Raw genomic sequence first — 20,861 nt, 5'->3', positions numbered from 1 at the left:
GCGGGCGGCGGGCGGCGGGCGGCCGAAGGAAGGCACGCGGGTCAGCACCCGTCCTCGGCCGAGGCCGTGTCGTTCGGACCTTCGTGGATCAGGGAGCGGGTCTGGTGTTGGGGACTCCCCGTGCCGAGAGCGGCTGCTCCGGGGCGTAGCCGTTCTGGCGCAGCATGAGACGTACGAACTTCCGCAGGTCGTGCGTGACGAGATCCACCTCCAGACCGTTCCGCCGCCACATCCTGCCCCGGGTCTAGCCGGTTCCCGTGGCCCGAGGAGCGGGCATAGCTCAGGGAGCTCCAGAGCGTCGCCCGCGTCGGGTGCGGGAGCGGACACGGGCGACGCCGGGGCTCAGAGGTCCACCTCGCTCATCAGCATGCCGACCTCCGTGTTGGTCAGCCGACGCAGCCAGCCGGACTTCTGGTCCCCGAGGGCGATGGGCCCGAAACGGGTGCGTACGAGTCGGTCGACGGGGAAGCCCGCCTCGGCGAGCATGCGACGGACGATGTGCCGGCGGCCCTCGTGCAGCGTGACCTCGACGAGGTAGTTCCGGCCGACGTTCTCGACGACCCGGAAGTTGTCGGCGCGGGCGTAGCCGTCGTCCAGTCGGATGCCGTCCGTCAGCTGCTTGCCCAGGTCCCTGCGGATGGGTCCCTCGATCGTGGCGAGGTAGCGCTTCTGTACGCCGTACCGCGGATGGGTCAGCCGGTGGGACAGCTCCCCGTTGTTGGTGAGCAGGATCAGGCCCTCGGTCTCGGTGTCCAGGCGGCCCACGTGGAAGAGTCGGGTCTCCCGGTTCTGCACGTAGTCGCCCAGGCACTGGCGGCCCTCCGGGTCCTCCATGGCGGAGACCACGCCGGCGGGCTTGTTCAGCACGAAGTACAGGTGGGCCTGGGTGGAGATGGTCAGTCCGTCGACCTTGATCTGGTCCTTCTCGGCGTCCACCCGCAGGCCCTGCTCGGTGACGATCTCACCGTTGACCTCGACCCGGGCCCGGTCGATCAGCTCCTCGCAGGAGCGACGCGAGCCCATGCCGGCGCGGGCGAGGACCTTCTGCAGGCGCTCGCCCTCCTCCCCGCCGAAGGTCTTGGGGAGCTTGAGCGCGGGCTTGCTGTGCCGTTCCCGGTGACGCTCCTCGAGCTGGGCCTCGTACTCCCGGGGGCGGGCTGGTGCCGAGGGCTTCCGGGCGCGGTTCTTGGGCGCCCCGCTTCCCGTGGTGCTCCGCGGACCCTTGGGGCCGCCGCCCGGCTGATTGGACCTCGAGCCTCCGCCGCCGGCTTTGCCGGCGGGGTTGCCACCGGACCTGCCGCCGGGTTTCCCGGCGGGTTTGCCGGCGGACCCGCCCGTTGGCTTGCCACCGGGCTTGGCCCCCGGGCTTCCGCCCGGCTTGCCGGCACCGGGCTTGCCGCCGGCGCGCCCTTGGCCGGCGCCGCCCCGGGTGCCCTGCCCAGGCTTCCCCGCGTCACCGCCCGCGCCGGGGCGACCGCCCTTCTCGTGCCGACGCTCCTCCGGCCTGGGCCGCTCGGTGGCACGCTTCGACGTGCCGCCACCGCCTCGGGAGGAGCCGGAGCGCCCCTGCTGCCTGCCCCCGCCTCTGTTGTCTCGGTTGCCGCCGGTGTTGCCCCGGTTGTTGCCGCTGCTTCGCATCAATGGTCCGTCGTCTGGGAGTCGCCGCTGTCGTCTGGGTCGAACGACGGCACGCCTTCCTGGGTGTCGCCCTCCACCGCGTCCGCCTCCGGCAGGAAGGGCGCCAGCTCGGGAAGCTCGTCCAGGCCGCGCAGGCCCATCCGCTCCAGGAAGTAGTTCGTCGTCCGGTACAGGATCGCACCTGTTTCGGGTTCCGTGCCCGCCTCCTCCACCAGACCCCGCTGCAGCAGCGTACGCATGACGCCGTCGCAGTTGACCCCGCGTACGGCCGAGACCCGGGAACGGCTCACCGGCTGCTGGTAGGCGACGACCGCCAGCGTCTCCAAGGCGGCCTGGGTGAGCCGGGCCTGCTGCCCGTCCAGGACGAAACGCTCCACCGCGTCCGCGTACTCGGGGCGGGTGTAGAACCGCCAGCCGCCGGCGACCAGGCGCAGTTCGAAGCCACGGCGCTGGCGGGCGTACTCGTCGGTCAGCTCCCGCAGGGCGTCCGCCACGGCACGACGTGGCCGCTCCAGCACCCTGGCGAGGTGCTCCTCGGTGGCTGGTTCGTCCACCACCATCAGTACGGCCTCGAGCGCCGGTTTCAGCGGCAGCTCAGCCGTGCCGTCGGCGTCGCCGGGGGCCGTGATGTCCTCGCCCGGGCGACCAGGGGCGGATTCCGCTTCCTGCACCTCGTACGGGACCTCGCCCCGGGTCTCGTCCGGGAGGTCGTCGGCATCGTGGACGTCGACGGCGCCGTTGGCGTCCTGGGCCTCTTCGGTGGTCATGTCACTTCCCTGGGTTCACGACGCTCCTCGTCGGGCGCCGGCACGGGCTGGTCGAACTCGTCCGTCACGACGGGCCCCGCGCTCTCCCCGCCGCTCCAGCGGACGGACAGCTCTCCCAGGGCCTCCGGCTGCTCGAGTTCGACGGCACGCTCCCGGTACAGCTCCAGCAGGGCCAGGAAGCGTGCCACGACGGTCAGGACGTCCGGTGCGTCCGCGGTGAGTGCCCGGAAGGTGACCTCCCCCAAGCCTCGCAGTCGGGAGACCAACACCTCCGCCTGCTCCCGCACGCTCACCAGCGGGGCGTGGATGTGCTCGACGTACACCTGCGGCTTCGGCTTCGGTCGCATCGCCTTGACGGCGAGCTGGGCGAACCCCTCCGGACCGATGCGCAGCGCCACCTCCGGCAACAGCGCGGCGTGCTGCGGCTCCAGACCGACCGTACGGGGGAACCGCCGCTCCTCGGCCACCGTCCGGTCGGCGAAGACCCGGGCGATCTCCTTGTACGCCCGATACTGCAGCAGTCGGGCGAACAACAGGTCCCGCGCTTCCAGCAGCGCCAGATCCCCCTCGTCCTCCACCTCCGCGGTGGGCAGCAGCCGTGCGGCCTTCAGGTCCAGCAGCGTGGCGGCCACGACGAGGAACTCGGTGGTCTGGTCGAGGTCCCAGTCCTCGCCCATGGCGCGGATGTGCGCCATGAACTCGTCCGTGACCCGGGAGAGGGCGATCTCGGTGACGTCCAGCTTGTGCTTGGAGATGAGTTGGAGCAACAGGTCGAAGGGGCCCTCGAAGTTGTCCAGCACCACGGTGAACCGGCCGTCGTCGTCCTCGGCCGCGGTGCCCTCTTCCCCACTTCCCTCGGCCCGGTCGACCGCGTCGGCTCCGCTGTCCGGCGCCACGGGCGCCAAGGTGTCGCGCGCTGGCCGCGGTTCGTCGACCGGGTCCGAGGCCACGGCGCGAGGGGCGTCGCCATCCGGCTCGTGCCCGGACTCCTCGCCTGTCGGCCCCGCGTAAGCCGGTCCCTCGTACGCCGGCCCCTCGTACTCCTGCGCGGGCTCCCCACCCACGAGGCCGCCAGCGGCCCCCTGGTCACCGACCGCAACGCCAGCAGCGGGATCATCGCTTGCCGCCGTCCGCCGCTCCGGCACGGCGCCACCGCCGCCCGGTCCGCGGCCCAACGGACGGCGGGCGGCGGACCGAACCGGTGGCGGGTCCTCGGATGTCGGCATCGCGGTGCAGCGTACTGGGCGGAGGCGGGCGTCGACGTCCAGGCTCACCCGGGAAACGGGCGCGTCCGGGCGGCTGGCCCGCTACGTCCCCGGCCCGTCAGCGTCCTCGCAGGCGGCGCACCAGGATGCTCGCGTCACCGCGCGACTCGAGGTCCGCCAACACGACCGCCACCGCCTCCCGGACGATGCGGCCGCGATCCACGGCGAGCCCGTGCTCGCCACGCAACACCAGCCGGGCGTGCTCCAGGTCCATCAGCTCCTCGGCCGAGATGTAGACCGTGATCTTCTCGTCGTGTCGCTCCCGTCCGGAGGGCCGCCGGTTCGTGTTACGCCGCCGACCAGCCGATCCCTCGGCCTGTCGGCGGCCCTTTCCCTGCCCCTGGGCGCCGGTCTGCTGCCCGGCGGACTGGGCGGACTGAGCCGCGGCGCGGCTGAGTTGGCGGCGTGCGCCGGACTGTTCCGCGTCCGTGCGACGCCCCACGCCGCCGACGGTTCCCGAGTCCGTACGGTCCCCGTCCGCGCCCGTCCCGCGCTGGACCGGCTGAGGGGACTCCGGTGGCGAAGCCTCCCGCGCCGTGGACGCACGGCCCTGGTGTTCGCCCGTCCCGGCCCCGGGTGCGGCGGCCTCGCCCCGGCTGTCGGCGGGCCCGCCGCCGTCCGCCGCGGTGCTGTGCTCGCCCGTGGGGTGCTCCGTCGTCCGCTCCTGCTCAGGTTCCCCGGCGGGCGCCGGCACCCTGGCGTCCTCACCGGACTGCTGCGCGGGCTGGGCAGCCGAGGGCTGGACCCCGGGCCCGCCCGTCGTACGGAACAGTTCGTCGGCAGCCGGCAGGCTCACTCGGCGTGGCACCGGGCGAGCACCTCCCTGGCCAGCTGTCGATAGGCCGCGGCCCCGACAGAGTTGGAGGCGTAGGTGGTGATCGGCTCACCGGCGACGGTGGTCTCCGGGAAGCGGACGGTGCGCCCGATGACCGTGTGGTAGACGTTGTCGTCGAACGCCTCCACCACCCTGGCCAGCACCTCGCGGCTGTGCACCGTACGCGAGTCGTACATGGTGGCCAGGATGCCGTCGAGCTCCAGGTCCGGGTTGAGCCGCTCCTGCACCTTCTCGATCGTCTCCGTCAGCAGCGCCACGCCCCGCAGGGCGAAGAACTCACACTCCAGTGGGACGATCACCTTGTGCGCGGCGGTCAGGGCGTTCACCGTCAGCAGGCCGAGGGAGGGCTGGCAGTCGATGACGATGAAGTCGTAGTCCGACATCAGCGGCCCGAGGGCCCGCTGCAGCGTGGACTCGCGCGCCACCTCGCTGACCAACTGCACTTCCGCGGCGGACAGGTCGATGTTGCTGGGCAACAGGTCCATGCCCGCGACAGCGGTCTTCAACAGGACCTCGTCGGCCGCCATCCGGCGTTCCATGAGGAGGTTGTAGACGGTGAGTTCGAGCTCCATCGGGTTGACCCCGAGCCCGACGGACAGCGCCCCCTGCGGGTCGAAGTCGACGAGGAGCACTCGGCGGCCGTACTCCGCGAGCGCGGCACCCAGGTTGATGGTCGAGGTCGTCTTGCCCACCCCGCCCTTCTGGTTGCACATCGCGATGACCTTCGCCGGGCCGTGGTCCGTGACCGGGCCGGGGATGGGGAAGTACGGCAGCGGGCGCCCGGTGGGCCCGATCCGCTCGCGTCGCTGGCGCGCGGCGTCGGGGGCGAGGGTGGCCGCGTACTCGGGGTCAGGCTCGTATTCCGCGTCCGGGTCGTAGAAGTGCCCTTGGGGGAACTCGCCGTAGTTCGGGTCGTATTCGGCGAAGTGGTCCGCGGACTGACCGTCCGTGGCGTCGCCGGACCGGGCGTTCACGTGGTGGCCGTCCATACTCTGGGGAACTGTCCTGCTTGTGGTGGTGTTCGGCTGGGCGGTGGACGCGTGGACCTGGGTGGAGCCGACGGATTCGGGCCCCGCGGTCCCCTGGTTCCACATCGGCTCTCCTGGGTGACCACCCCCGGGAGTAAATGTCGACTCATTCACAAGTCGTCCTACCTCCTTGGGGATCGGGAGACATCCACACAGGTCAGCCTTTCACCATGCCGACGTTTGGCGACTCTATGGCGTGTCGGCGGTCCGCAGCAACACAATCCGCCGGACAGCGCACGATGTGTCGGCAATCGAACCCGCCGATGTCAAGCCCGTCAGGATCACTTCCGGACGGCCTGACCAGCGGGGCAAACCGCGTCAGCAGCGCCCATATCGGGCGGGACGGCGGGTGAATTCGAGGCCGGCACCCGTGTCTTCGCGTACGACGCCGCCAACGGACGCCGGCAGGCGTGACATTCGCGACGCCGGAGTCGCACGGCCGGCGATCCGAGGGGCAACGCACGCGGCGGGCGGGGGCGGCGCGGCCGGAAACCGCACTCCAGGGTCGACTTCTCGGCATACCGCCACCGCCGACGCCGCTTCCCGACCTCGGAGGGCCGGTCGTTCAGCGGAGCAGCTCAGCCGAGCAACTCGCCCAGCTCGTGGCACGCCAGCCCGTGCGCCTCGGCGACCGGACCGTAGACGACCTGTCCGTCATGGGTGTTCAAGCCCTTCGCGAGGACCGCGTCCCGGCGCAGCGCGTCCCGCCAGCCGCGGTTGGCCAGCTCCACGATGTACGGGAGCGTGGTGTTGGTGAGGGCGTACGTCGAGGTGCTGGGCACCGCCCCGGGCATGTTCGCGACGCAGTAGAAGACCGAGTCGTGCACCGGGAACGTCGGATCGGCGTGGGTCGTGGGGCGGGAGTCCTCGAAACAGCCGCCCTGGTCGATCGCGATGTCGACAAGGACACTGCCCGGCTTCATCCGGGACACCAGTTCGTTGGTGACCAGCTTCGGCGCCTTCGCCCCGGGGATCAGGACCGCTCCCACGACCAGGTCCGCCTGGAGCACGGCCTGTTCGAGCGCGTACGCGTTGGAGGCGACGGTCTGCACCTTGGTCCCGAATATCCGGTCGGCCTCGCGCAGCTTGTTGATGTCCCTGTCCAGCAGGGTGACGTGAAACCCCATGCCGACGGCGATCTGGGTGGCGTTCCAGCCCGACACCCCGCCCCCGATGACCACCGCGCGCCCGGCGCCCGCACCAGGCACCCCGCCGGGCAGCACGCCGCGACCACCGGCCGAGCGCATCAGGTGGTACGCCCCGACCTGCGGCGCGATCCGGCCCGCCACCTCGGACATGGGAGCCAGCAGCGGGAGCGAACCGCCCGCGCCCTCCACGGTCTCGTACGCGATCGCCGTGGTGCGCGAACGCAGCAACGCGTCGGTGCACTCCCGGGAGGCCGCGAGGTGCAGATAGGTGAAGAGGACCTGGTCCTTGCGCAGCCGCGGGTACTCCTCGGCGACCGGCTCCTTCACCTTGAGCAGCAAGTCGGCGGTGGCCCAGACGGCGTCGGCGGAGCCGTGCAGGGCGGCTCCGGCGGCGGAGAACTCCTCGTCCGGTATGGCGGAGCCGTCACCGGCCCCGCTCTGCACGTGGACCTCGTGGCCGTTGCGCACGAGTTCGTGCACCCCGGCCGGGGTGATGGCCACCCGGAACTCGTTGTTCTTGACCTCGGTGGGGATGCCGACCTTCACGTCGATCACGGTCCTTCACTTGTGGGTGCAGAAGGTTCCGCGTACGTCCCATTGCTTCAGCATGTGGGGTGGATGCCGAATGCCGCTGGATGCGCACGGGCAGCGCCATTCTAATGAAGGATCGTGGCCTGTCGATCCTTGCAAAGAGTCAACTTTCTCCCTTTGCTTCAGTGGTTTCGCAGGCTGTTGGCGAGTTCTTCTGGAGCTTCCCCTGGTTTTCGCTCGCGTCCGGGCGCACCGTGCCGGGAGGGTCACTCCGGGTGTGCCGCAGCAGGCGTGCGGACTCCGCGCGGTGGTAGCGGGCCGCGGCAGCCTCCCCCGCGGCGGCGCAGGTGTCGCCGAGCCGCGCGCGCAGCACGGCCTGGAGCCCGACGTCCTCGGCTCGCCGCGCGGTGGCCAATGCGTCCCGCCAGGCGCGCAGCGCGTCCCGTGGCCGGCCCGCGTACTCCAGCACCCGCGCCACCTCACCCAGCGCACGCGCCTGCGCGGACGGCTCGCGCAGCCTGCGGTACGCCGCCGCGGCGGCCCGCCAGGCGCGCAGGGCGTCCGTCCAGCGACCGGCGTCGGTGTGTACGGCGCCCATCAGACAGTGGGCCCGTGCGACATCCGACAGCCGGCCGTGGGTCTGCTGGTGCAGCAACGCCCGGTCGTACCAGTCGGCGGCGCGGGAGCTGTCGCCCAGCTCGGCGTAGGCGGCACCGAGCGACTCGAGCGCACGCCCCGTGTGGCCCGTCTCGCCCGCCGTACGAGCCGCGTCCAGCGCCGCGCGATAGCGCGGGACCGCACGCGCGAGGCGCCCGGTACCGGCGTCGAGGTCCGCGAGGTCGAGCAGGGTGGCGGCCTGCTCCCGCCACAGTCCCCCTCGCCCGGCGACCTCCAGCACGAGTTCGTGCAGCCGGTACGTCTCCGCGGCGGTCTCCGCGGGGGCACGATGCGCGCCGAACGCCAGCGCCAGGGCACGGGCCAATCGCCGGGCGAGCGTGTCGAGTTCACCGCCGCCCTCGTGTACGGCGAGCCGGGCCGCGGCGAGCAGGGGGCCGCGGCGCGTGGCGAGCCAGTGGGCGGCCTGGGCACGGTTGTCGAAGCGCAACTCCCGCGGGAGTTCGGCGAGCTTGGCCCGCGCGGACGAGCCGCTCGGCTCGGCCACCGCCCAGCAGGCCCACAACCGGCGTACGTCACGCTCCAGCATCCGGGCACGGGCGACCATCAGATCGCCGGGCCGCTCCGTCCTGGTCAGCTCATCCCTCAGCAACGGATCGAGCCATCCCGGCACCCCGTAGCCGTACGGCCCCGGGCGGCCGTACGATTCCGCCCCCTCGTGTGGCTCGTCCCGCAACAGACCCAGCGCGGCGAACTCACCGAGCGTCTCGCGGGCCGTCGACACCGAGCAGCCGGCGAGCGCGGAAGCCGTGTGTGCGTCGACGAAACCGGCCGGGGCCAGGGCCAGCAGCCGCAACAGCCGGGCGGCCGGGCGCGGGAGCCCGCCGTACACCAGCTGGAAGGCCCGCTCGAGCTGGTCCGCTCGACGGCCCCCGGTAGGCCGCGCGTGCTCCGCCGCCTCCTCCAGTCGACTGGTCGCGTCGGACACCGAGAGCCGGGGGTGCGCGGCGAGCCATCCACCGACCAGGCGGAGCGCGGCCGGGAGATCACCGCACGCCTCCGCGAGGGCCTCGGCCCGCCGCGGGTCCACGGTCAGCCGGGGTGCGGCGCCGGCCCTGGAACGCAACAACTCGACGGCTGCCCCACGGTCGAGTCCGCCGAGGGTGCAGGGTCGAACGTCACTCACGCCGGGCAGTGGGCCGCCGGCGACGGCGACCACCAGGCTGTCCCGGTTCTCCGGCAGCAGCTCCAGGAGTTGCTCGGCCTCGGTGACATCGTCGAGCAACAGCAGGACGCGGCGCTCGGCCAGCAGGGCACGCAGCGTTCCGGTCAGCTCCGTCGGCTCGACCCCCGGGTCCGGCGGATCGGCTCCCAGCGCGGCGAGCAGATCGCGCGCGGTGCGCTCGGCGGGCACGACCGTCCGCCCGGGGCCGCTCAGCCGCGCCCGCAGTACGCCGTCCGGATAGTCCCCGGCCAACTCTCCGGCCAGTTCCTCGGCCAGTGCCGTACGCCCCGAGCCGGGCCGCCCGACGATCAGCAGTACCCGGCTGTGCGGGGCCGGTCTGCCGGCGAGCGTGCTGAGCCCGGCACACGCGACATCCGCGCGCAGCTCGCCCAGCTCGCGCTCCCGACCGGAGAATCCGCCACTCGAGTGACCCGGGGCCGAGGGTGGCCCGTCGTCCCGCACCGCCTGATCCGTCACGAGTTCCCGCTCCCGTCCAGCCGAGCCTGTGCCCACGCGTGCGGCGCGGTCGCCGACCGGCCACCGCCGCCCGCCTCGCCAGGTCCGCCGACCGCCCCTTAGGGGCGGCCGGCCGCGACGGCACGGCTGCCGGCCGCCGCCTGACGACCAGTCACCCGGGCCGTGGGAAAGACCCTAAGTCACCTGCCCGGCCAGGGGCGGCAGCACGCGGCGTACGGACCGCGGCAAGATCACCGTACCGGGGCGGCCGGGCCCGGCGGGAGACGCGATCGAGCCGGTCCGTCGCCATACGACCTGACGACCTGCCCGACGGCGTACGGCCCACATGCCGGCGGCGCAGGGCCGCGGCGCGAGGCCGGTGGCGCCAGGCGGAGGCGGGTTCCGGCTCAGCTCTCGAACGGCCTGGCGGGCCAGGGCGCGTCCGCCGGCCGCAGGCTGTCCAGGCCGTCCCCCGCGAGCGCGGCGGACAGCGCCAGCACGCCGACCGACAGGCAGTTGTTGTGCAGCTCCCCGGCCAGGACCGAGCGCACCAGCTGGGACAGCGGCACCCGGGCCTGCTCCATGTCGGCCTCCTCCTCGGTGACGGCGTAACGATCGCCGTCCGCGTCCGAGACCTGCCGGGCGAGGAAGATCCGCAGCGCCTCGTCACAGCCACCGGGCGAGGTGTAGACGTCCACCAGCACCCGCCAGTCCTCCGCCTTGACGTGCGCCTCCTCGTACAGCTCGCGCTGTGCCGCGTGCAGCGGGTTCTCCCCTGGTACGTCCAGCAGGCCGGCCGGGATCTCCCACAGCTTGTGCCGTACGGGGTGCCGGTACTGGCTCAGCAGCAGCACCTGGTCCCGCTCGTCCAGCGCGAGCACCGCGACCGAGCCCGGGTGCGTCTGGTAGTCCCGGCGCACCACCGAGCCGTCCGGCATCACCACGTCGTCCGTGCGCACACTGGTCTTCTTGCCCTCGAAGGGGGTCTCGGTGCGTACGACCCGCCAGTGCCGGGCGACGTCCACGGGATGCTCGGTCACGGCTCATGCCTCCTTCGGTGTGCTGCCGGCCGTCGTCCGCCGCCGCTCGACGGCGGCCCGCACGAGGCCGGCGAACAGCGGGTGCGCCCGGGTGGGGCGGGAGCGCAGTTCGGGGTGCGCCTGGGTGGCCACCAGGTACGGATGGGTCTCGCGAGGGTACTCGAGGTACTCCACGAGCTTGTTGTCCGGCGAGGTGCCCGAGAAGACGAGCCCGGCCTTCTTCTCCAGTTCGGCACGGTAGGCGTTGTTGACCTCGTACCGGTGCCGGTGCCGCTCCTCCGCGTACGGCTCGCCGCCGTACACCTCGCGGACCAGGGAGCCCTCGGCGAGTTTCGCCGGGTACAGGCCCAGCCGCATGGTGCCGCCCAGGTCGCCGTCACCGGCGACGATGTCCAGCTGCTCCTCCATGGTGGAGATCACCGGGTCGACGGCACCCTGGTCGAACTCGGTGGAGTCCGCCTGCGGCAGGCCCGCGAGGTTGCGCGCGGCCTCGATGACCACGCACTGGAGCCCGAGGCAGAGTCCGAGCAGCGGAACGCGCTGCTCGCGGGCGTACGTGATCGCGGTGAGCTTGCCGTCCACGCCGCGGTCACCGAAGCCGCCGGGCACGCACACCGCGTCCACGTCGGCGAGCTGCGCGGCGGCCCCGGCGGGCGTACGGCAGTCGTCCGAGGTGACCCACTTGACGGTGACGCGGGCCCGGTTGGCGAACCCACCGGCCCGGATCGCCTCGGTGACCGAGAGGTAGGCGTCCGGCAGGTCGATGTACTTCCCCACCAGCGCGACGGTGACCTCGTGGTCCGGCTCGTGCACACGCCGCAGCAGGTCGTCCCACTGGGTCCAGTCCACGTCGCGGAAGGGCAGATCCAGCTTGCGCACGACGTAGGCGTCCAGGCCCTCGCTGTGCAGGACCTTCGGGATGTCGTAGATCGACTTGGCGTCCCGGGCCACGGCGACGGCGGCGTCGTCCACGTCACACATCAGCGAGATCTTGCGCTTGATCGCCACCGGGACCTCGCGGTCGGCGCGCAGCACGATCGCGTCCGGCTGGATGCCGATGTTGCGGAGCGCCGCGACGGAGTGCTGGGTGGGCTTGGTCTTCAACTCGCCGGAGGGGCCGATGTAGGGCAGCAGTGAGATGTGCACCACGAAGACGTTGTCCCGGCCGACCTCGTGCCGCACCTGGCGCACGGCCTCCAGGAACGGCAGTGACTCGATGTCGCCCACGGTGCCGCCAACCTCCGTGATCACCACGTCGAAGTCGCCGGTGGCCATCCGCCGGATGCGGTGCTTGATCTCGTTGGTGATGTGCGGGATGACCTGCACGGTGTCGCCCAGGTACTCGCCGCGCCGCTCCTTGGCGATCACCGAGGAGTAGACCTGGCCGGTGGTGACGTTGGCGGTGCCGTCCAGGTCGACGTCCAGGAAGCGTTCGTAGTGTCCGATGTCCAGGTCGGTCTCGGCGCCGTCGTTGGTGACGAACACCTCACCGTGCTGGAAGGGGTTCATCGTGCCGGGGTCGACGTTGAGGTACGGGTCGAGCTTCTGCATGGTGACCCGCAGCCCACGCGCCTTGAGCAGCGCGCCCAGGCTGGAGGCGGTGAGCCCCTTGCCCAGGGAGGAGGCGACGCCCCCGGTGACGAAGAGGTGCTTGGTCGTCGTGGCTGTCGGTCGGGGCGGCATGGCCAAGAGGGGGCTCCCGTGGTCGCGAGGTGGGTGCGTGCCGGCGGCCCTGTGGTGCTGCGGTCACGTGCCGCGGCCACAGGATGCCGTCGCTGGCGACCCCGTCCGGGACAGTCCGCTGGCGCGCGGGGCGTGCTGCCCTGGTGCGCTGAACCCGCGTGCCGACGCCGACAAGGGTCTGAGGTTCGGAGGGCCGCCGCATCGACGTGTCGAGGACGCTTGCCCACCGCTCCACGGGCTACCAGGGTATCAGCGAAGGACGTACGGCCACCGGGCGACGTATCCCCGCCCCGGCCGCCCGGGGTGGCCTCCCGTCCGGACGCCGTTGGCCCGCCCACACCACCGGGCGGCCGGCGGCGATGCTCACACGGATCGAACCGGTGCGTCGTATCCTGCACGAATGCTGGACTGGCAGCGGCACGGATAGTGGACTGGCCAGGGAACGATCACGCGTCCCACGGGGCGTGGCCGCAGGCTGGACTGGAGAGACACGTGGCTGGTCGTATCGAGGACTACGCGCTCATCGGGGACATGCAGACAGCGGCGCTCATCCGCCGCGACGGCTCCGCCGACTGGCTGTGCCTGCCCCGGTTCGACTCGCACGCGGTGTTCGCCCGGCTGCTGGGCACCGAGGACCACGGTTTCTGGCGGGTCGGCCCGACGCCGCCGCAGGGCGCGGAGCCGGCGCCGGCCGACCGCCGGCGCTATCGCGGTGACTCGCTGGTGCTGGAGTCCGAGTGGGACACCCCGCGCGGCACGGTCCGGGTGGTCGACTTCATGCCGCCACGCGGCACCGGCGCCCCGCAGTTGGTGCGGATCGTGGAGGGGGTCAGCGGCCGGGTGCCGATGCGCTCGGCGCTGCGGATGCGCTTCTCGTACGGCTGGGTGGTGCCCTGGGTGCACAAGATCGACCACCGGACGGTCGCGGTGGCCGGCCCGGATTCCGTCTGGATCGACACCGACACCGAGACCTACGGCGAGGACCTCACCACCTACTCCGACTTCACCGTCGGCCCGGGCGACCGGATCGCGCTGACCATCAGCTGGCAGTACTCGCACCGCGAACCGCCCCCGCTGCCGGAGCCGGAGACGGCGCTGGAGGCCACCGAGACCTTCTGGCGGGAGTGGGTGGCGCACTGCACGTACCACGGGCCGTACCGGGAGGCGGTCGTCCGTTCGCTGATCACGCTCAAGGCGCTGACCTACTCCCCCACCGGCGGCATCGTCGCCGCCCCGACGACCTCCCTGCCGGAGGAGATCGGCGGCTCCCGGAACTGGGACTACCGCTTCACCTGGCTGCGGGACGCCGCGATCGCGCTCTCCTCACTGTTGCGCACCGGCTACCGGGAGGAGGCGCGGGCCTGGCGGGAGTGGCTGCTGCGCGCGGTCGCCGGCGACCCACAGCACCTGCAGATCATGTACGGCATCGCCGGGGAACGCGACCTGGGCGAACGCGAGTTGCACTGGCTTCCCGGATACGAGAACTCCACTCCGGTCCGGATCGGCAACGACGCCGCCGGCCAGCTCCAGCTCGACGTGTACGGAGAGGTGACCGAGGCGCTGCATCTGGCCCACATGACCGGCCTGGCCCGCAACGACTACGCCTCGCTGTTGCAGGTCAAGCTGATCAGCTACCTGGAGCAGCACTGGGACGAGCCCGATGAGGGCATCTGGGAAGTACGCGGCCCCCGCCGGCACTTCGTGCACTCCAAGGTCATGGCCTGGGTCGCGGTGGACCGTACGGTCAAGCTGATCGAGTCCGGGGACGTGGACGGCCCGCTGGAGCGCTGGCGGGAGTTGCGCTCCCGTATCCACCGTGAGGTGTGCCAGTGGGGCTACGACGCGGAACGCAACACCTTCACCCAGTACTACGGCTCCCAGGAGTTGGACGCCGCGCTTCTGCTGATTCCGCAGATGGGCTTCCTGCCGCCGGACGACAAACGGGTCATCGGCACCGTGGAGGCCATCCAGCGGGAACTGTCCACGGAGGACGGCTTCGTGCTGCGTTACCCGACGGACCGCGGCGAGAACGTCGACGGTCTGGAGGGCGAGGAGGGCGCGTTCCTGGCGTGTTCCTTCTGGCTGGCCGACGACCTCGCGATGATCGGTCGGGTGCAGGAGGCGCGGGACCTCTTCGAGCGGCTGCTGGCGTTGCGCAACGACCTGGGGCTGCTCGCCGAGGAGTGGGACCCGCGGCTGCGGCGCCAGGTCGGTAACTTCCCGCAGGCGTTCAGTCATGTGCCGCTGATCGACACGGCTCTGCGACTGACCACCTCGGGCGCGTGACGGCGGCCGGGCGACGCGTCCCCGCGCGGTACGGCGCCGGCCGGCACGCTTCGGCCGGCGCCGCACCCGGGCCCTGTGCTGGGGCTGGGCTCAGTCGAGCGGGTCCAGGGTCAGCGTGATCTCACTGGGCGCGCCGTCCTGGATGTACGAGGCGAAGCCGGCCACGTCGTCGAACGCGAATCCGTAGGCTTTCCCGTCCTCCGCGATCTCGTGCATGGTCCGGACGTACTCGTGCACGGTGTCGCCCTGGTAGAAGCCGCTCGGGTCATCCGTCGGCTGCTGGTCCAGCGCGGCCAGCGTCGTACGGTTCAGCGCCGCTCCCACCACCGCCGCGACCGGGCCGCTCAGCTTGTCGTTCGGGGCGGCCAGGGCGCCGTCACAGAACAGCACGTCCCGGGTGGTGGGCTTCTCGATCAGCACCTCGCCCGGGCCCGTGAAGCGGAGGGTGTCGCCGCTGACCCGACCGGTGAACGTGCCCTGGTTCGTGGTCACGGTGAGGTCCTTCGAGGAGTAGACCTCCCACACCTCGTCGACGTACGCGTCGAGGTAGTCGGCGGGGAACAGCCCCGCGTCGATACCGTGGCTGGGCGCGATGACCCGCCGGTCCTCGACCACGAGGTCGCCGAACGGGCCGGCCTGCGCCAGCGTCTGGAACGCCTGCCCGCGTCCGCCCGGCTTCAGCTTCCCGGTGGTCTGGTCCTGCTGGCCGGTGAGGTGCAGCGAGAGCGGCACGCTGAACATGTCCACAGCGGTGGTGTTGCAGTACATGCCGTCGGCCTTGTACGTGAACTCGGCGCAGTCGTGCAGCACTCCGTAGTTGGGGTCGGACTCCACCCAGCCGGCCGGATAGGCCAGTGCCGCCTTGCCGTTGCCGTCCTCCACCGCCTTCATCTTGAGCTTGTCGCCCAGCGCGGTGTAGATCCGGCCACCGTCCATGTGCGGCAGTTGCAGCGTGGTGGTGCCGCTCTGCAGCGGGATGGCGTAGTCGGTGAACCCGTCGGGGCCGTTGTCCCCGAGCGCGACCGGCTTGACCTCGCCCTCCGGGGTGAGGCGGACGCGCTGCTTGTCGACCTCGCCCAGCACGTAGACGTGGATGGAGGCGTTGTCGAACTGCCCGGAGTTGTTCACGATCTTCAGCGGCAGTGGCGCGGCGGCCGTACGGCGCGGGGCGCCGCCGATCGCCTGGCCGGCCAGGGCGAATCCGCCGCCGGCGGCGGCCGCCGTCACCGCGGCGCCGCCGAGGAGCTTCCTACGAGAGATCATTTCCGTGCACCTTTCGTCTGTCCGCCGGAGACGGCCACCGAGACGTGGTCGACCAGCATCGAAGCACCGGGCTTGGTCGCCTCGGTGGGTGTGGCATGACCGGCGACGCCGTCCGGGAAGGCGCCGCCCATGGCGAGGTTCAGCAGGATGAAGTGACCGTGGTGGGTGGCGTCGGCCCATGCTTGGGCACCCACGTCGGCCTCGCTGACGGAGTGGTACTGCTGTCCGTCGACCGACCAGCGCAGTTCCTCCGTGCCGCCGCTGCGGTCCAACTCCAGCGCGTATGTGTGGAAGCCGGCCTGGCAGGCGGTCTCGGGGCAGGGTCGGGAGTTTCCGAGGCCCTGTGACTCCTTGCAGGGGCCACCGGGGTTCACTCCGCAGTGCAGCACGCCCCAGACGGTGTTGAGACCGTTGACGTTCTCCATGATGTCGAACTCGCCGACGCCCGGCCAGTTCTGGTAGTTGCCGCGGTAGTCCGCGCCGAGCGTCCAGAAGGCGGGCCAGTAGCCCAGCGCCGCGTCCCCGCTGATGTCGGGCACCCGGATGCTGGCCTCGATACGCATCGTGCCGCCCTCCGGTGCGGCGAAGTCCGTTCGTTGGGTCTCGATACGGCCCGAGGTCCAGGTGTCGCCGTCCTTCAGCGCGGTGATCTTGAGGCGCCCTTGGCCGTCGAGTTGCAGGTTCTCCGGCTTGTCGGTGTACGTCTGGACCTCTCCGGTGCCCCAGTTGGGCGGGCCGCCCGGGTAGCTCGTACCGGTGTCGATGATCCAGTTCCGCTCGGCGGGCGGACTGCCGGCCGCGCCGTCGAAGTCCGCTCGCCAGACCTCCTCCAGCGCGGCCCCGTCCGCCGAGCGGTCGGTGGTCTGTTCCGCCGGGCGATCGGCGGCGGCTGTCGCGCTCGACGACTGGTCCGGCTGGTCGGCCTGCGCGGTGGCCAACGCGCCGCTGCCAAGGGCCAGGACGGCGGCGACCACTGCCAGCACCCGGGATCGTCTCAATTTCATGCTCATGTCATGCGCTCCTTGATGGGGGTGTGAGAGCGCTCTCACGTCACGGTCATGCACAGTGCCGGGCAGAGGGAGTAGCGTCAAGACCTCAGAAACGATGAGGAGTTCGATGTTGAACGGCGCCCGTGGTCCCCGGCCCACTCTGGAAGGCGTGGCCGCGCATGCCGGCGTCTCGCGCGCGACCGTCTCCCGGGTGATCAACGGCAGTGCGGGAGTGCGGACCGAAGTCCGGGAGCAGGTGGAACGCTCCGTGGCGGCGCTCGGTTACGTGCCCAACAGTGCCGCGCGGAGCCTGGTCACCCGACGTACGGGAGCGGTCGCGGTGGTCATCGCCGAGCCGGAGACCCGAGTCTTCTCCGACCCTTTCTTCGCCCAGCAACTGCGGGGCATCAGCCGTGAGTTGGCGCTTCGGGACATCCAGCTGGTGCTTCTGCTGTTGGAGCGACGTTCGGACTACGCCCGCATCGGTCGCTACCTCGCCGGTGGCCATGTGGACGGCGCGTTGATGTTCTCGCTGCACACCGACGATCCGCTGCCCGCGATGGCGACGGAGTCGGGACTTCCCACCGTGTTCGGGGGTCGCCCCGGTTGGCCCGGCTCCGACCAGGAACCCGAACCGCTGTATGTGGACACGGACAACCGCGGCGGAGCCCGGCAGGCCGTGGAGCACCTGCTGGAGCGTGGCCGCCGCCGGATAGCGGTGATCACCGGGCCGCTGGACCAGACGTCGGCGCTGGACAGACTGCAGGGTTACCACGACGCGTTGGCGAACGCCAACGCGTCAGACACCGCGTTGGCGAACGCCAACGCGTCAGACACGGGGTTGGCGAACGCCAACGCGTCAGACACGGGGTTGGCGAACGCCAACGCGTCAGACACGGGGTTGGCGAACGCCAACGCGTCAGACACGGGGTTGGCGAACGCCAACGCGTCAGACACGGGGTTGGCGAACGCCAACGCGTCAGACACGGGGTTGGCGAACGCCAACGCGTCAGACACGGGGTTGGCGAACGCCAACGCGTCAGACACGGGGTTGGCGAACGCCAACGCGTCAGACACGGGGTTGGCGAACGCCAACGCGTCAGACACGGGGTTGGCGAACGCCAACGCGTCAGACACGGGGTTGGCGAACGCCAACGCGTCAGACACGGGGTTGGCGAACGCCAACGCGTCAGACACGGGGTTGGCGAACGCCAACGCGTCAGACACGGGGTTGGCGAACGCCAACGCGTCAGACACGGGGTTGGCGAACGCCAACGCGTCAGACACGGGGTTGGCGAACGCCAACGCGTCAGACACGGGGTTGGCGAACGCCAACGCGTCAGACACGGGGTTGGCGAACGCCAACGCGTCAGACACGGGGTTGGCGAACGCCAACGCGTCAGACACGGGGTTGGCGAACGCCAACGCGTCAGACACGGGGTTGGCGAACGCCAACGCGTCAGACACGGGGTTGGCGAACGCCAACGCGTCAGACACGGCACCATCCTCCAGCGGGGCCGATCCGGCCCTCGTGGCGCACGGCGGCTTCACCGCGGAGGGCGGCGAGCGGGCGATGGCGGAGCTGTTGGATCGCCGACCCGACCTGGACGCGGTCTTCGCCGGTTCGGATCTGATGGCGTCCGGTGCGATCCGTACGCTGCGCGCGTCGGGTCGCCGCATACCGGAGGACGTGGCGGTGGTCGGTTACGACGATCTGGAGCCGGCGGCGTGGGCCGATCCGCCGCTCACCACGGTCCGTCAGGACGTGGAGGAGATGGGCACGATGATGGCGCAGTTGCTGGTGCGAAGACTGGACACGGCCACCGCCTCGGCGACGGGTTCGGACTCGCCCTCGGACAAGCACGCTGACGCGGCGGCGGACGGTCCGCTCGCCGCCGTGGTGACCCCGGCCCGGCTGATCGTGCGGGACTCCAGCTGACCTGGCGGCGTACGGACGGGAACACCCGACGCTCCCCGCCCGACCCGCCGCCCCACGCCCACGCCCCACGCCCACGGCGACCTCAGCAGGCCACCCGCAGCACCTCGTCGTAGACGCTCAACACCTGCGCCACGCTCTCCTCCACGCTGCGGGGCACGGCCTCCCGGTCACGACCGGCGACGCCGGTACGCCCGGTCACCCCGCTCTCCCCGGTGGTCAGGTCGTACGGGCCGGGCTCCCGCCAGGCATAGGGCCCGTGGACCGGTTCGGCGGCCGGCGGCGTCGGGGCGAGTCGCGCGTCCCGGGCGCCCCGGCGGCGGGCGAGGTCCACCAGGCCCGGGTTCGCCGCCAGCAGTACGGACGCGGCGCGAGCCACCCGGCGCTCCAGCACCGGGACGAGGGTGCGCCACACCACGTCCGCGGCGTACTCCCGGGTGTGCCAGCTGACGACCAGCGGCACCTGGCGCCGGCGGCCCAGCGCGCGCACCGCGAGCAGCCCGGCCCACAGTCCGTGCGCGTGCACGACGTCGGCGCCGAGGGCGCGCAGCGCCGTGCCCGCCTAGTGGCCGGGGGCGGGACGGTCGGGAGTACCCGTGGCGGGCCCGGACACGAGGTCCGTACCATCGTCGCCGGCCGAGATCGACGCCGACGTCGCAGCGCTCCCCCGTGCGAGTTCCGCGCCGGACACGGTCACCCGCAGGCCGCGCGCCACCAGGCCCGCCGCCAGCCCGCGTACGTGCGCGCTGGTACGAGCCGCCGCCATGTCGGCACCGACGGCGGGATGCGCGCCACGATGCGAGGCGGGGGCCTCGGCCAGGAGGTGCACGGCGTGGGTCGGCGAGTCACCCGCGGGTTCCGGGGACGGTTCGGGGGTGTTCCTCACGGTGGCTCGGTTCCGGAGTCGACTGCTCGGAGCGTCCGGCGGTGGTCGGGCACCCCCGGTACGGGTACGGGCGGCGGGCCGGAGCCCAGGATGCCAGGCGGCGGGGACGTGCGCGGGCCGACGGCCGGACGGGCGGGCACGCCGCACCCGTACGGCCGCGCGGGACGCCCGGGGCCTTCCCCACGGGACACCGTGTGCGGCTGCCGGCCGGTCACACCGTGGCACGGGCCGTGGACAGCAGCTCCTCGGCGTGTGCCCGGGCCAGCTCCGAGTCCTCCTGACCGGCGAGCATCCGGGAGAGTTCGCGCACCCGGTCCTCCCCCGCCATGAGTTGCACGCCGCTGTGTGTCACGGCACCGTCGTCGGTCTTCTCCACCACCAGGTGCCGGTCAGCGAACGCCGCCACCTGCGGCAGGTGCGTCACCACGATCACCTGGGCGGATCGGGCGAGTCGGGCCAGTCGCCGCCCCACCTCGACCGCGGCCTTGCCGCCGACTCCGGCGTCCACCTCGTCGAAGAGGTAGGTCGGCACCGGGTCCGACCCCGCGAAGACGACCTCGACCGCGAGCATCACCCGGGACAGTTCGCCGCCGGAGGCACCCTTGGCGATCGGGCGGGGCTGCGCGCCGGGGTGCGAGGCCAGCCGCAGTTCGACCTCGTCGGTGCCGTGCGGTCCGTACCCGACGAGGTACTCCTCGCCCAGCTCAAGCCCTTCCGGGTCCGCGTGCCGGCGCAGGGCGAACGAGACCTGGGCGTGCGGCATGGCCAGTTCGGCCAGCTCCTGGGTCACGGCGTCGGCGAACCGGTCCGCGGCCTCCTGGCGGGCCTCGGTCAGCCGTTTGGCAAGGGTGCCGAGTTCGGCGCGCAGCTGGTCCCGTTCGGCGGCCAGTTCGGCGATCCGCTCGTCGTCGCCCTCCAGCTCGGCCAGCCGGGTGGCGCTCCGCTCGGCCCAGGTCAGTACGGTCTCCACGTCCTCGCCGTACTTCCGGGTGAGCTGGGTCAACGCGGCGCGACGCTCCTCGACGGCGGACAGCCGCAGCGGGTCGGCCTCCAGCCCGTCGGCGTAGCTGGCGAGTTCGCCCGCCACGTCGGAGAGCAGGACGGACACCTCGCCCAGCCGTTCGGCCAGGCTGCCGAGCGCCGGGTCGTGCGCCCGTACGTCCTCCAGCGCCCGGTGCGCGCCGGCGACCAGGGTGCCGGCGTCCCCACCGTCCGGATCGTCCGGGTCCCCGGCGAGGGCGCCCCGCGCGCCGCTGGCGGCGCCGGCGAG

At 72.0% G+C, this 20,861-nt stretch carries 15 protein-coding genes and 3 pseudogenes; 3 read left to right on the top strand and 15 right to left on the bottom strand.

The genetic code is table 11. The annotated features are described in order from the left end of the window. Positions 1-124: 124 nt before the first annotated feature. The 10 genes and pseudogenes from AN216_RS26940 to AN216_RS12845 form a co-directional block, all read right to left on the bottom strand. A pseudogene (locus tag AN216_RS26940) lies at positions 125-270 on the bottom strand (nucleotidyltransferase domain-containing protein); the annotation flags it as partial. 72 nt (positions 271-342) lie between these two features. Continuing rightward, positions 343-1,638: a pseudouridine synthase gene (locus tag AN216_RS12885; RefSeq protein WP_070196811.1), complete on the bottom strand. Its 1,296-nt coding sequence runs from the start codon at positions 1,636-1,638 to the stop codon at positions 343-345. Next, positions 1,638-2,405, bottom strand: coding sequence for an SMC-Scp complex subunit ScpB (scpB, locus tag AN216_RS12880; protein WP_244502441.1), 768 nt, complete (start codon positions 2,403-2,405; stop codon positions 1,638-1,640). The genes AN216_RS12885 and scpB overlap by 1 nt, the downstream gene beginning before the upstream one ends. Next, the gene (locus AN216_RS12875) at positions 2,402-3,631 is read right to left on the bottom strand and encodes a segregation and condensation protein A (RefSeq protein ID WP_079166544.1); all 1,230 of its coding nucleotides are present in this window, start codon (positions 3,629-3,631) and stop codon (positions 2,402-2,404) included. The genes scpB and AN216_RS12875 overlap by 4 nt, the downstream gene beginning before the upstream one ends. A gap of 97 nt (positions 3,632-3,728) precedes the next feature. Then, positions 3,729-4,478, bottom strand: coding sequence for a hypothetical protein (locus AN216_RS12870; protein ID WP_420855726.1), 750 nt, complete (start codon positions 4,476-4,478; stop codon positions 3,729-3,731). Then, entirely contained in the window at positions 4,463-5,599 is a 1,137-nt protein-coding gene (locus AN216_RS12865) for a ParA family protein (protein WP_079166537.1), read from the bottom strand. Before AN216_RS12865 ends, AN216_RS12870 begins: the two co-directional genes overlap by 16 nt. A 512-nt stretch (positions 5,600-6,111) precedes the next feature. After that, positions 6,112-7,227, bottom strand: coding sequence for an alanine dehydrogenase (gene ald / locus AN216_RS12860; protein WP_070196859.1), 1,116 nt, complete (start codon positions 7,225-7,227; stop codon positions 6,112-6,114). A 148-nt stretch (positions 7,228-7,375) separates the two neighbouring features. Further along, positions 7,376-9,529, bottom strand: coding sequence for a tetratricopeptide repeat protein (locus AN216_RS12855; RefSeq protein WP_070196809.1), 2,154 nt, complete (start codon positions 9,527-9,529; stop codon positions 7,376-7,378). 386 nt (positions 9,530-9,915) lie between these two features. Beyond that, positions 9,916-10,548: an NUDIX domain-containing protein gene (locus AN216_RS12850; RefSeq protein ID WP_244502440.1), complete on the bottom strand. Its 633-nt coding sequence runs from the start codon at positions 10,546-10,548 to the stop codon at positions 9,916-9,918. Between the two features lie 3 nt (positions 10,549-10,551). Beyond that, positions 10,552-12,231, bottom strand: coding sequence for a CTP synthase (locus tag AN216_RS12845; protein WP_070196808.1), 1,680 nt, complete (start codon positions 12,229-12,231; stop codon positions 10,552-10,554). A gap of 492 nt (positions 12,232-12,723) precedes the next feature. Between AN216_RS12845 and AN216_RS12840 the strand changes: the two genes are divergently transcribed. After that, positions 12,724-14,517, top strand: coding sequence for a glycoside hydrolase family 15 protein (locus AN216_RS12840; protein ID WP_070196807.1), 1,794 nt, complete (start codon positions 12,724-12,726; stop codon positions 14,515-14,517). 90 nt (positions 14,518-14,607) lie between these two features. Here the strand turns inward: AN216_RS12840 and AN216_RS12835 are convergent, their stop codons facing one another. After that, positions 14,608-15,780, bottom strand: coding sequence for a beta-1,3-glucanase family protein (locus AN216_RS12835; protein WP_070196806.1), 1,173 nt, complete (start codon positions 15,778-15,780; stop codon positions 14,608-14,610). After that, positions 15,777-16,790: a glycoside hydrolase family 16 protein gene (locus tag AN216_RS12830; protein ID WP_070196805.1), complete on the bottom strand. Its 1,014-nt coding sequence runs from the start codon at positions 16,788-16,790 to the stop codon at positions 15,777-15,779. The genes AN216_RS12835 and AN216_RS12830 overlap by 4 nt, the downstream gene beginning before the upstream one ends. Positions 16,791-16,896: 106 nt before the next feature. On the opposite strand from AN216_RS12830, the pseudogene AN216_RS12825 reads away from it, so the two are divergent. After that, positions 16,897-17,562 (top strand): annotated as a pseudogene (locus AN216_RS12825) (LacI family DNA-binding transcriptional regulator); the annotation flags it as partial. Positions 17,563-18,288: 726 nt separating this feature from the next. Continuing rightward, a pseudogene (locus tag AN216_RS26935) lies at positions 18,289-18,708 on the top strand (substrate-binding domain-containing protein); the annotation flags it as partial. An 82-nt stretch (positions 18,709-18,790) separates the two neighbouring features. On the opposite strand, the gene AN216_RS12820 reads toward AN216_RS26935, so the two are convergent. From AN216_RS12820 to AN216_RS12810, 3 genes are all read right to left on the bottom strand, one after another. After that, positions 18,791-19,255, bottom strand: coding sequence for a glycosyltransferase family 4 protein (locus AN216_RS12820; RefSeq protein ID WP_079166536.1), 465 nt, complete (start codon positions 19,253-19,255; stop codon positions 18,791-18,793). 12 nt (positions 19,256-19,267) lie between these two features. Further along, a complete protein-coding gene (locus AN216_RS12815) occupies positions 19,268-19,591 on the bottom strand; it encodes a hypothetical protein (RefSeq protein WP_070196803.1) in 324 nt (107 codons plus the stop codon). A gap of 211 nt (positions 19,592-19,802) precedes the next feature. Next, positions 19,803-20,861, bottom strand: a 1,059-nt coding sequence (locus AN216_RS12810) for a DNA repair protein RecN (RefSeq protein ID WP_420855724.1), incomplete at its 5' end; no start/stop codon positions are given.

Origin of the sequence: Streptomyces oceani (assembly GCF_001751245.1) — a bacterium.
GTDB lineage: Bacteria > Actinomycetota > Actinomycetes > Streptomycetales > Streptomycetaceae > Streptomyces > Streptomyces oceani.
The sequence above is the reverse complement of the archived record's forward strand: the minus strand, read 5'-3'. Positions and strand labels throughout refer to the sequence as shown.